This is a genomic window from Terrabacter sp. P5_B1 (genome assembly GCF_056400505.1).
In genome coordinates this window covers 1-10,847 of the sequence record NZ_JBFULD010000129.1, presented here as the reverse complement: position 1 = coordinate 10,847, position 10,847 = coordinate 1, and the positions used below count along the sequence as shown (strand labels likewise).

The 10,847-nt window shown below is 71.8% G+C and carries 10 protein-coding genes; 7 read left to right on the top strand and 3 right to left on the bottom strand.

The window, feature by feature from the left end; genetic code table 11:
* The coding region (locus AC1DP0_RS11060) for a LysR substrate-binding domain-containing protein (protein ID WP_478084567.1) at positions 1–674 on the bottom strand (674 nt) is incomplete at its 3' end.
* Positions 675–805: 131 nt separating this feature from the next.
* Here AC1DP0_RS11060 and AC1DP0_RS11055 point away from each other — a divergent pair.
* Positions 806–1,183 carry a DUF5997 family protein gene (locus tag AC1DP0_RS11055; protein WP_478084566.1) on the top strand — a complete coding sequence of 126 codons (378 nt, stop codon included), beginning with the start codon at positions 806–808 and terminating at the stop codon, positions 1,181–1,183.
* 259 nt (positions 1,184–1,442) lie between these two features.
* Here AC1DP0_RS11055 and AC1DP0_RS11050 read toward each other — a convergent pair whose 3' ends face one another.
* Positions 1,443–2,795, bottom strand: a complete 1,353-nt coding sequence (locus AC1DP0_RS11050) for an aminotransferase-like domain-containing protein (RefSeq protein ID WP_478084564.1) — start codon at positions 2,793–2,795, stop codon at positions 1,443–1,445.
* 60 nt (positions 2,796–2,855) lie between these two features.
* Between AC1DP0_RS11050 and AC1DP0_RS11045 the strand changes: the two genes are divergently transcribed.
* The 5 genes from AC1DP0_RS11045 (at position 2,856) to AC1DP0_RS11025 (ending at position 8,301) form a co-directional block, all read left to right on the top strand.
* The gene (locus AC1DP0_RS11045; RefSeq protein ID WP_478084562.1) at positions 2,856–4,358 is read left to right on the top strand and encodes a CoA-acylating methylmalonate-semialdehyde dehydrogenase; all 1,503 of its coding nucleotides are present in this window, start codon (positions 2,856–2,858) and stop codon (positions 4,356–4,358) included.
* A gap of 14 nt (positions 4,359–4,372) precedes the next feature.
* Entirely contained in the window at positions 4,373–5,755 is a 1,383-nt protein-coding gene (locus AC1DP0_RS11040) for an aminotransferase class III-fold pyridoxal phosphate-dependent enzyme (protein ID WP_478084561.1), read from the top strand.
* 408 nt (positions 5,756–6,163) lie between these two features.
* The gene (locus tag AC1DP0_RS11035; protein WP_478084559.1) at positions 6,164–6,844 is read left to right on the top strand and encodes an acetate uptake transporter; all 681 of its coding nucleotides are present in this window, start codon (positions 6,164–6,166) and stop codon (positions 6,842–6,844) included.
* Between the two features lie 281 nt (positions 6,845–7,125).
* On the top strand, positions 7,126–7,296 hold the full coding sequence (locus AC1DP0_RS11030; protein WP_478084558.1) for a hypothetical protein: 171 nt from the start codon (positions 7,126–7,128) through the stop codon (positions 7,294–7,296).
* Positions 7,297–7,443: 147 nt separating this feature from the next.
* Positions 7,444–8,301, top strand: coding sequence for an alpha/beta hydrolase (locus tag AC1DP0_RS11025; protein WP_478084556.1), 858 nt, complete (start codon positions 7,444–7,446; stop codon positions 8,299–8,301).
* A gap of 22 nt (positions 8,302–8,323) precedes the next feature.
* On the opposite strand, the gene AC1DP0_RS11020 is transcribed toward AC1DP0_RS11025, so the two are convergent.
* On the bottom strand, positions 8,324–9,166 hold the full coding sequence (locus tag AC1DP0_RS11020) for a RecB family exonuclease (RefSeq protein ID WP_478084555.1): 843 nt from the start codon (positions 9,164–9,166) through the stop codon (positions 8,324–8,326).
* Positions 9,167–9,285: 119 nt separating this feature from the next.
* On the opposite strand from AC1DP0_RS11020, the gene AC1DP0_RS11015 reads away from it, so the two are divergent.
* Positions 9,286–10,431 (top strand): site-2 protease family protein, encoded by a 1,146-nt coding sequence (locus AC1DP0_RS11015; protein ID WP_478084552.1) that lies wholly within the window; start codon positions 9,286–9,288, stop codon positions 10,429–10,431.
* Positions 10,432–10,847: the final 416 nt, after the last annotated feature.

The following is a 10,847-nucleotide window of genomic DNA, read 5'->3' as shown; positions in this document are numbered from 1 at the left end:
GTCGTATGCCGTCCGCTCGCGTCCCGCTCGCCGGTCGCGTCGTCGCCGCCCCCACGCTGCGCCGACCCGCCCCGCGTGCTGCGCTCCGTGCGTCCGCGCACGATGCCGATGAAGTCCTCGATGCGCGGGTCGTCGTCGTCGACGCGCCACGCGAGGGCCACGCCTGAGGGGGCGACACCGGTGACCGGGAGATGCACGACGTCCTTGCGGTGGTGCAGTCGGGCCACCGACATCGGCACGATGACCATGCCCGACCCGGTCGCGACGACGGACACGGCCTGCTTGGTCGTCATGGGGGGCATGGCCGCGGCCCGCTGTCGGGCCTCCGAGGTCGCGACGTCGGCCCACTCGGGCACGTCGGACGGGTCCTGCACGAGCACCTCGTCGGCGAGGTCGGTGACGTCGACCTCGTCGAAGGCGGCCGCGACGTGGTCCTTGGCGACGACGACGACCGGGACCTCCTCGTAGAGGGGGATGACGTGCAGGCCGTCGCGCTCGACCGGGAGCCGCAGCAGGACCATCGAGGCGGTGCCGTCCCTCAGGTGCGTCACAGCTTCGGCGTCGTCCACGGGGGCGGCCTCGAGGACGGAGTCCGGCATCCGTTGCGACCAGACCCGCACCCACTTGTCGGGCGTCACTCCGGGCACGAACTCGACGCGGAACGGTTCCGTCATGAATGGGCCTTCGCGTCGGGAGCGGTCTGGAGAGGCTGGGCGCGGCGGCGATGTGGCCCGCGGTTGCTTCGAGGCTAGTCCACGCCGACTGCGGTCACGGTGGCGCGTGGGCCACGCCCTAGGCTGGTCCCATGAGCACGCCGAAGCCGCAGACCATGAAGCCCCAGACGGCCGCGAAGAAGCTCGGTGTCCTGCTCTCGGAGACCCCAGACGAGTTCCGCGCCGGCGCGGTGAGCCGCTCCGAGCTCAACGCGCTGCAGGCCGACCCGCCCGAGTGGCTGGCGTCCTTGCGCCGCAACGGCCCGCACACGCGTCAGGAGACGGCGCGCCGGTTGGGCATCTCGAACTCGGGGCTGGCCCGCGGCGGGGTGGGCGAGCACCTGACGACTGACGAGGTCAAGGCCCTGCTCGACGAGATGCCCGCATGGCTCGTGGCCGAGCGCGACATCTTCGCCCAGGTGCGCGCCGAGGAAGCGAGGCTCAAGGCCCGCGACGCCGAGCGCGCCTGACGCCCCAGTCGAGTGCGCAGTTCCCGACGTGAGCAAGTGCGCACTCGACTCGGGCTGTGGGTGCCCTACGGGTCGAGTGCTCAGTTCCCGACGTGAGGAAGTGCGCACTCGACTGGGGCTGCGGCGGGCTCCTTGGGTCGAGGGCTTGGTTCCCGACGTGAGGAAGTGCGCACTCGACTGGGGCTGTGGCCGGCTCCTCGGGTCGAGTGCTCGGTTCCCGACGTGAGGAAGTGCGCACTCGACTGGGGCTGCGGCCGGCTCAGCGGTGCTGGGCGGTCCAGGAGCCCGCGCTCGCGGCCTCTGCGATGAGATCGGCGACCTCGACGTGGTTCTCGCGGACCAGTCCTGTCGTGACGCGGACGTGGCCCCCGGGCCCGGCGACGCGTTCGACGGAGAACGGTGAGCCCGGGGTCACAGCGACGCCCTGGCTGGCCAGCCGGAGGACGGCGGCGGCCTCGTCCCGCACCGGAACCCAGATGTTGAGGCCGTCGGTGCCCGGCACGTCGATGCCGTGCGTCGCGAGGCGGGTCACGACGAGATCCCGGCGACGGGCATACTCCGCCCGGGCCGAGGCGATCCCGGACACGCACGCCTCGTCGCGCAGCAGACCGGCAAGGACGCGTTGCAGCAGGCGGCTCGTCCACCCCTGACCGATGGCTCGCGCGTGGCGCACCGGGGCGAGCAGCGCATCCGGGCCGCTCAGGGCGGCGATCCGCAGGTCCGGGCCGTGCGACTTGCTGAAGCTGCGGATGTGCAGCACCTGGTCGGGAATCCACGCACCGAGGCTGACCGGCGCCGCGGTCGCGATCGGGCCGCTCGAGTCGTCCTCGATGATGATGCAGTCGTGACCGCGCAGCAGGGCGGCGAGGCGGCGAGCCCGAGTCGGTGACATGGAGACGCCGGTCGGGTTCTGTCCGCGTGGCTGGATCACGACCGCGGTCGGCCGTCGGGGGAGGAGCGCCGCGACGCGGTCGAGGTCGAGCCCCGTCTCGTCGAGCGGCACCCCGACGACGTCGACCCCGCGGTCCTCCAGCAGGTCGAGCAGAGGAGGGAACCCCGGGTTCTCCAYGACGACGAGGTCTCCGGGGCGCAGCAGCGCCCGCGTCACGAGGTCGAGGGCGTCCATGGCGCCGTCGACGACGAGGAGGTCGTCGGCGGCATACGGCCAGTCCCGCGCCAGCTCGCCGCGCAGCTCGTCGAGCACGGGGTCATCGAGGTAGCTGCTCGGCGTCGTCGGGTCGGTCAGGGCCGAGAGGACGGGCACGAGGGCGGGCAGCAGCTGGCTGTCGGGGATGCCGGTCGAGAGGTCGAGGCTGACGGGTGACTCGTGCCGCAGGGCCCGGGTGTAACGCGCGCCGCCCCGTGCGGTCGGTGCGACGGTCGTGCCCCGCCGACCGTCGGAGCGGATCGTGCCGGAGCGCGCGAGCAGCTGCCAGGCCGCGCTCACCGTCGTGGGGGACACCATCAGCTCCTCGGCCACCCGCCGGATGGGAGGCAGTCGGTCGCCCGGCTGCAGGGCGGCGTCGCGGATGGCCCGCGACACGGCTTGGGCGAGTCCCTTGGCCGTCGGTGCTTCGAGGCGCTCCTCGATGGAGGAGATGACGCTGCGCATCTTCGTAACATAGCAATCCATCCTTTGTGTGGGGTAAAGCCAACACGTAGCGTTGGGGTCATGACGACTCCTGACGTGACGACCATCGACCACTGGATCTCGGGCACCCGCGTGCCTGGGACCTCCGGCCGCAGCGCTCCCGTTCACGACCCCGCGACGGGCCGCCAGACCGGCGCGGTGGCGCTCGCATCCACCGCTGAGGTCGACGCCGCGGTCAAGACGGCGGCCGCTGCCGCCCGGGACTGGAGGACGAGCTCGCTCTCGAAGCGGGCGGCTGTGCTCTTCGCCTTCCGTGAGCTGCTCCACACCCGCACCGACGAGCTCGCCGCGATCGTCACCGCCGAGCACGGCAAGGTCCTGTCGGACGCCGTCGGCGAGATCGCCCGAGGACTCGAGAACGTCGAGTTCGCGACCGGCGTGCCCCAGCTGCTCAAGGGCGGTTTCTCCGAGCAGGCCGCGAGCGGGGTCGACGTCTACAGCATCCGACAGTCGCTTGGCGTCGTAGCGGGCATCACGCCCTTCAACTTCCCCGTCATGGTGCCGCTCTGGATGTGCGCCAATGCCATCGCGTGCGGCAACGCCTTCGTCCTCAAGCCGAGCGAGAAGGACCCGTCGGCCGCGCTCTTCCTCGCGCAGCTGTGGAAGGAGGCCGGTCTGCCCGACGGCGTCTTCTCTGTCGTGCACGGCGACAAGGAGGCCGTCGACGCACTCCTCGACCACGAGGAGATCGCGGCCGTCAGCTTCGTCGGTTCGACGCCGATCGCGAAGTACATCTACGAGCGGGCCACGGCGAACGGCAAGCGTGTCCAGGCACTCGGCGGCGCGAAGAACCACGCTCTCGTCCTGCCGGACGCGGACATCGACATGGCCGCAGACGCCATCGTGTCCGCGGCGTACGGGGCGGCCGGCGAGCGGTGCATGGCACTCTCGGTCGCTGTGGCCGTCGGCGACGTCGGCGACGACCTCGTGTCGGCCATCTCCTCCCGTCTCCCGAAGCTCACTGTCGGCCCGGGTGCCGTGGAGGGCACGGACATGGGCCCGCTCATCACCCGCGAGCATCGCGACAAGGTCGCGGGCTACGTCGCCGCGGGGGCCGAGGCCGGCGCGACCGTCGTCGTCGACGGCCGCGAGCAGGACGTCCCGGACGACGGCTTCTTCCTCGGTATGACGCTCCTCGACGACGTCACTCCCGACATGACCGTCTACCGCGACGAGATCTTCGGGCCGGTGCTCTCGGTCGTCCGGGTCGCGACGTACGACGAGGGTCTGGCCCTCATCAACCGCAACCCGTATGCCAACGGCACCGCGATCTTCACCCGCGACGGCGGCGCCGCCCGCCGGTTCCAGAACGAGGTCGAGGTGGGGATGGTGGGCATCAACGTGCCCATCCCCGTGCCCGTCGCGTACTACTCCTTCGGCGGGTGGAAGGACTCGCTCTTCGGCGACACCCACATGTACGGCCCGGAGGGCATCAACTTCTACACGCGCGGCAAGGTCGTGACGCAGCGGTGGCCGGACCCGGCCACCTCGGCCGTCGACCTCGGCTTCCCGCGCACCCGATGAGAGAGGACGCAGCCATGACCGAGCTCGGCCAGCGCACCGTGGTCAAGGACCTCCTCGACCAGATGGGCGCCGACGAGGTGCGGGCCCTCGACCGCGCCCACGTCTTCCACTCCTGGTCCGCCCAGGGGCTCATCGACCCGCTGCCCATCGCGCGCGCCCAGGGTTCGTACTTCTGGGACTACGACGGCAAGCGCTACCTCGACTTCAGCAGCCAGCTCGTCAACGTCAACATCGGCTACAACCACCCGAAGGTCGTCGCGGCGATCCAGGAGCAGGCGGCCCGGCTCGCGACGATCCAGCCGTCCTTCGCCAACGACGCCCGCAGCGAGGCCGCCCGGCTCATCACGGAGGTGGCGCCCGAGGGCCTCTCGGCCGTCTTCTTCACCAACGGCGGCGCGGAGGCCAACGAGAACGCCCTCCGGATGGCGCGCCTGCACACCCGCCGCCACAAGGTCCTCGCGACCTACCGCAGCTACCACGGGGCGACCGCCGGATCGATCACCCTGACCGGTGACCCTCGTCGCTGGCCGTCGGAGCCGGGCCTGCCCGGGGTCGTGCACTTCTGGGGTCCCTACACCTATCGCTCGGCCTTCCACTCCGAGACCGAGGAGCAGGAGCGCGACCGCGCCCTGGCGCACCTCCGCGACACGATCATGGTCGAGGGCGCGCACACGATCGCGGCGATCATCCTCGAGACGGTCGTCGGCACGAACGGCATCCTCGTGCCCCCGGACGGCTACCTCCAGGGCGTGCGTGACCTCTGTGACGAGCACGGGATCATGCTGATCGCGGACGAGGTCATGGCGGGCTTCGGCCGGTGCGGCGAGTGGTTCGCCGTCGACCACTGGGGCATCCGCCCCGACCTCATCACCTTCGCCAAGGGCGTGAACTCCGGCTACGTGCCCCTCGGCGGCGTCGTCATCTCCGACGAGATCCGGGCGACCTTCGACCAGCGCGCGTTCCCCGGCGGCCTGACTTACTCGGGTCACCCGCTCGCCTGCGCCTCTGCCGTGGCCTCGATCAACGCCTTCCGCGAGGAGGGCATCATCGAGAACGCCCGGATGCTCGGCACCGACGTCATCGGCCCGCGCCTGGGGGAGATCGCGGCCCGCCACCCGAGCGTCGGCGACATCCGCGGGCTCGGCGTCTTCTGGGCGGTCGAGCTGGTGCGGGACCGCGACACACGCGAGCCCCTCGTGCCGTACAACGCCGGAGGACCGGCCGCCCAGCCGATGGGAGCGTTCGCCGCCGCGTGCAAGGAGCGCGGACTGTGGCCCTTCACCCACTTCAACCGGACCCACGTCGTGCCGCCCTGCACCACCACGCCCGAGGAGGTGGAGGAGGGACTCGCGGTGCTCGACGAGGCGCTCGCCGTGGCGGACACCTTCACGGTCTGACCCACCCGGGCTCGTCCGCGGTCGGGCCCGTATGCCGGGGGCCGGCTCTCGTGAGCTGCCCCCACGGTTCCGCCCACGGCGCCCCGGGCGCTGGCGCCCGCCCAGCGCGGCGGCCCCCATTGCGTAGACGGGGTGGGGAGGCGGTGCGAGACTTGATGGGCAAGTCCAATGAGCGAGGAGAAGGGCACCGCCTGACGAGGGTCCCTCCCCAGGCGGTCGCGGGCCGCGTCGTGAGGACCACTCCCGCGACAGCCGGAACTTCGTCGTCAGGCCGCCGGCCTGCTCGCCCGGGGTGCTCTCGCACCGACCAACCGGCCGTACGCCTCGGCGCCCTTGAGGAGCAATGGAGCCCGGCTGACTGGCAGCCGGTCGATCCGGATAGGAGAGGCTCCGATGTCTGATACGCATATGACCACCCCCACCGCGGGCATGACCGCAGCCACTGCCCCGCTGACCCCCGTGGCCCCGGCCCCCTCGGCAGCAGCCGCCATCGCCGACCCGGCCCCCCTCGGCCTGGCCGCCTTCGCCATGACGACGATGGCACTCAGCGTCGTCAACGCCGGCATCCTCAACGCCGCCCTCGCTCCGGCAGTGCTGGGGCTGGCGCTCTTCTACGGCGGCGGCACCCAGCTGCTCGCCGGCATGTGGGAGTTCCGCCGGGGCAACACCTTCGGCGCAGTGGCCTTCAGCTCGTTCGGCGCCTTCTGGCTCTCGTACTGGTTCATGGCGACCTTCATCCTCAGCGCCCCGGCCTTGGTGGCCGTGGCCGCCCAGGTGCACCAGGCGGTCGGGCTCTACCTGCTCGGCTGGGCCATCTTCACCGCCTACATGACGGTTGGGTCATTCCGCGTCAGCGGAGCCGTCGCCGCCGTCTTCGTGCTGCTGACGCTCACCTTCGTGGCCCTGTGCATCGGGGCGTTCGCCGCCCAGATCCCGTCCACCTCGTCGTGGACCAAGATCGGCGGGTGGCTGGGGCTCGCCACGGCGCTGGCGGCGTGGTACGCGTCGTTCGCCGCGGTCACGAACTCGACGTTCAAGCGGACCGTCATGCCCACCTGGCCGATGGCTCCCGCCGAACACATCGGCTGACCCTGCAGACCGGACGCGTTCGCAGATCTGCGCGGAGGAGGCGGCACGGTCTGTCGGACGGGCCTGATCCACCGGTTTAGGGTTAAATCGGAGGTCTGCCCGGCTTTGTCGGGAGATCCACAGTGGGTCGGAGGGTCGTTCGCTCACGGACCGGGACGACCCGACCTGCGGTTCGCCTCGACGAGCCGTCGGGCCCTAGACTCGCACGGCATGAAACGCCCCTCCAAGATCCCCTTCGGGGCGCCCGCGAGCCGTCCCGTTCCCGTCGACGAGGTGGGCCGATGACCCGCCTGTTCCGCCGCGCCGTACGCGCCTACCAGCTGCACTGCGCCCGTGAGGACGCCCGCCTGCGAGGCATCGTCGTCCCACTCGGCGTATGGGTCTGTGGCTGCCGTCACGTCAGTCTCGACAGGCTGGCCTTCGTGCACCACCTCGACGAGGTGCACGCCTGATCTCGGAGGCCGGCAACAGCCCGCGGGCTGGTCGTCGGACCCCAACTTGCTCTCAGGCTCGTCTCGCACACTGAGGGACTGCGCTGACCTGACCGAGAACAAGGAGATCGAGTGGATCGACGACCTCACCGTCACCGACGGAGGGCCGTGACCGGACGGCGCCCACCCGGGCGCCTGCGGGACCGGCTCATCCTCGGCGCCGCGACCATCACGGCGGTGCTCGTCGGGGCGGCGCCCGCCGTCGGCCAGTCCCTCAGTGACGGCACGCCCGTGAACGTCGTCGGCCCGCCGGCCACGGTGCTGCGCGCCGATGCGCACGGCCAGGGCCGTCTCGTCGAGGCGTTCGGTGACGTGCGTCGCGCACGCAACATCGCCGTGATCGTGCCCGGAGTCGGCTGGACGGGCCCACTGCTCAGCGACGAACGCGGAGCCGGGCGACGGCATCCAGCGGTGCAGGCGCGCAGCCTCCTCGCCGCGATGCAACGGCAGGCCCCTGGAACGCCTGCTGCGGTGGTGATCTGGCTCGACTACGACCCACCCGCCGGGATCAATGCGGATGCCGCACGCTCCGACCGTGCCCTCGACGGGGCTCCCCGCCTGGCCTACTTCGTCGACAGCCTCTCGCGCTCGGCCACGGTGAGCGTGGTGTGCCACAGCTACGGCTCGGTGGTCTGCGCCCACGCGGCACCCCGGCTGCGCATCGCATCCCTCGTCGTCGTCGGCTCTCCGGGGATGGACGTCTGGACCCGGGCCGCCCTGCACACGAAGGCGACCGTGTGGGCCGGCCTCGCCCCCGACGACCCGATCGGGGTCGTACCCCACACCCGTGTGGAGGGATTCGGCCACGGCGCCGACCCGACGGCGACCGCCTTCGGGGCGAGGGCGCTCCCGGTCGACGGCGCGCACGGGCACAACGGCTACCTCGTCGCTGGCACGGGTTCACTGCGCGCGATCGCGCAGATCGCGACCGGCCAGGGCGCGACCGTAGCCGTACCGGCCCCGTAGGTCGGGGTGGCCCACTCGGCGCTCATTCGTCGTCGGGGTCGGCCTCGCCGGTGACGTTGGGATCGATGGCGCGCGTCGCGGCGTCCTCGGGCAGCGGCGGGGGAGTGCCACCCCAGGCCGGACACAGGGCCCGGTGGTCGCACCAGTCGCAGAGCCGGCTCGGGCTCGGGCGCCAGTCGCCGGTCGTCGCTGCACGCTCGATCGCCTGCCACAGTGCCTTGACCTTGCGCTCGGTGCCGAGCAGGTCCTGCTCGTCCGGCTCGTAGGCGACGATCTCGCTGTTGCCGAGGTAGACGAGCTGCAGGCGCTTGGGCATGACACCGCGCTGTCGCCACAGCACGAGTGCATAGAACTTCATCTGGAAGAGGGCCTTGGCCTCGAAGTGCTCGGAGGGCGAGCGCCCGGTCTTGTAGTCGACGACACGCATCGCACCCCCCGGCGCCACGTCGAGGCGGTCGACGTAACCGCGCAGGACGAGCCCGTCGATCTCGGTCTCGACATAGAGCTCGCGCTCGGCGGGCTCGAGGCGAGTCGGGTCCTCGAGGCCGAACCACGTCTGCAGCAGCGTGGCGGCTCCGGCGAACCACTCGTCGGTGCGCCCGTCGTGCTCGGCGAGCAGGTCGAGCATCGCCGGCTCCTCATCGGCCAAGCGCTCCCACTCCTGCGGCACGAGGCCCACGGCCGCTTCGATGGTGCGTTCGCTGGCGGGCAGGTCGAAGAGCCGCTCGAGGACGGCGTGCACGAGGGTGCCCCGGGCCGTCGCCTGCGTCGGAGGCGACGGGAGCTTGTCGATGACCCGGAAGCGGTAGAGCATCGGGCACGACATGAAGTCGGAGGCCCGACTCGGGGACAGCGCTGCAACCATGGGGCGACTGTATGCCGCGGCAGCGACACCGCCCCGCCGACGCCCACAGGCCACAGACCACAGGCCACAGACAGGTCCGGCACAGGGCGCCCCGCCAGGCAGGGCATAGGGTCGAGTCCATGAGCACTCCCGTCCGCCCCTCCGCGGCCCACGGGTGGCGGATCGGCAGCCTCGCCGGGACCCCGGTGTATCTCGGCCGCTCCTGGCCGATCATCCTCGTGCTCATCGTCGTCGTCTTCGGACCCAACCTCGCGCGGCCCGACCGCGGCGCTTCTTACGGCTACCTGCTGGCGGCCGGCTACGCCGTGCTTCTTCTCGTCTCGGTGCTCGTGCACGAGGCGGCCCACGCTCTTGCCGCGCGCTGGCGCGGTCATCCGGTCAGCCGGATCGTGGCTGACGTCTGGGGTGGGCACACCGTCTACGACGCGACCCGCAGCTCGCCGACCACGACCGCGCTCGTCGCCGTCGTGGGTCCGCTCTCCAACCTGGTCCTCGCCGGTGTGGTCTGGGGCATCCGTGCCCTGACGACGAACGAGACGGCCCTGACGCTGCTCGGCATCGTCGCCTTCGCGAATCTCCTCGTCGGCCTCTTCAACCTGCTCCCCGGCCTGCCGCTGGACGGCGGCCAGATCGTCAGCGCCCTGGTGTGGCGGGCCACCGGGAGCAAGGGCCGCGGCCTCGTCGCGGCCGGCTGGCTGGGCCGGGTCGTGGCCGTGCTGACCGTCGCGTGGTTCGCCCTGCGTCCCCTCGCCGAGGGGCGCTCACCCGAGATCTTCGACCTCGTCTGGCCCGTGGCGATCGCCTTCTTCCTGTGGCAGGGCGCTTCGGGCGCCGTCCGGGCCGGGCACATCCACGAGGCGACCGCCGGCCTCGCGACCGACGTGCTCGCGCCGTTGTCGCTCGTCGCGGCCACGACATCGCTGGCACACGTGGAGGCGGAGGTGGCCGCTGGCGCCTGGGTGGCGGCGACCGACCCCACCGGGTGGCCCCTCGGCGTCGTCGACGCGGACTCCGCCGCCGCCGTGCCGGCCGAGGGACGCGATCGCACCGCGATCGCCTCCGTCACGGTGGCCCAGCCCGCGGCGTGGGTCGTCGCCCTGCCCGCCGACGCCGTGCTGACGGATCTCATCGGTGTCATGAGCGAGCGGGAGCTGCCGCTCGCCGTGGTCGTCGACGAGGCGACGCGCGACATCCGCGGGCTGGCGAGCGCCGAGCGGATCAATGCCGTCGTGGGGGCCGAGCTGTCCCGCCGCGGCCGCCGCTGACCCAGAGCACAGCACCCCGGCGCCGTCTCGAAGTCGAGTGCGCACTTCCCCCTGCCGGGGAGTGGCCTCTCGAGCGTCGGTGGGTCGACTCGATCGCGTATGCCGTGTCGTGGGGACCCCGTGTCGTGCCGGGGGTGTGCGCAGCGGCGTCCACATCCCCTTCGTCGTCCCGGACGTTGTCCCCAGGTCGACGGCCTCGGCGACGCGCCGCCCCGATCACCCCTCACCGTTGGGCACAGGGCCCGACACGCGGGCCGGAGGGAGGCATCATGGCCACGAGACAGCCCACGACGAGCCGGACCACGACGAGCACCAGCCCTGACGGCACCGTCGCGGGGCGCAACGAGGTGGCCCTGACCGGGCGCCTGGCCGCCGGGGCCGAGGAGCGTGAGCTGCCCAGCGGTGACCACATCGCC

What these genes read in the sequence shown, in the direction of transcription:
- AC1DP0_RS11055 (WP_478084566.1), top strand. Translation starts at nt 806, where the DNA reads ATGAGCACGCCGAAGCCGCAGACCATGAAGCCCCAGACGGCCGCGAAG.
- AC1DP0_RS11045 (WP_478084562.1), top strand. Translation starts at nt 2,856, where the DNA reads ATGACGACTCCTGACGTGACGACCATCGACCACTGGATCTCGGGCACC.
- AC1DP0_RS11040 (WP_478084561.1), top strand. Translation starts at nt 4,373, where the DNA reads ATGACCGAGCTCGGCCAGCGCACCGTGGTCAAGGACCTCCTCGACCAG.
- AC1DP0_RS11035 (WP_478084559.1), top strand. Translation starts at nt 6,164, where the DNA reads ATGACCACCCCCACCGCGGGCATGACCGCAGCCACTGCCCCGCTGACC.
- AC1DP0_RS11030 (WP_478084558.1), top strand. Translation starts at nt 7,126, where the DNA reads ATGACCCGCCTGTTCCGCCGCGCCGTACGCGCCTACCAGCTGCACTGC.
- AC1DP0_RS11020 (WP_478084555.1), bottom strand. Translation starts at nt 9,166, where the DNA reads ATGGTTGCAGCGCTGTCCCCGAGTCGGGCCTCCGACTTCATGTCGTGC.
- AC1DP0_RS11015 (WP_478084552.1), top strand. Translation starts at nt 9,286, where the DNA reads ATGAGCACTCCCGTCCGCCCCTCCGCGGCCCACGGGTGGCGGATCGGC.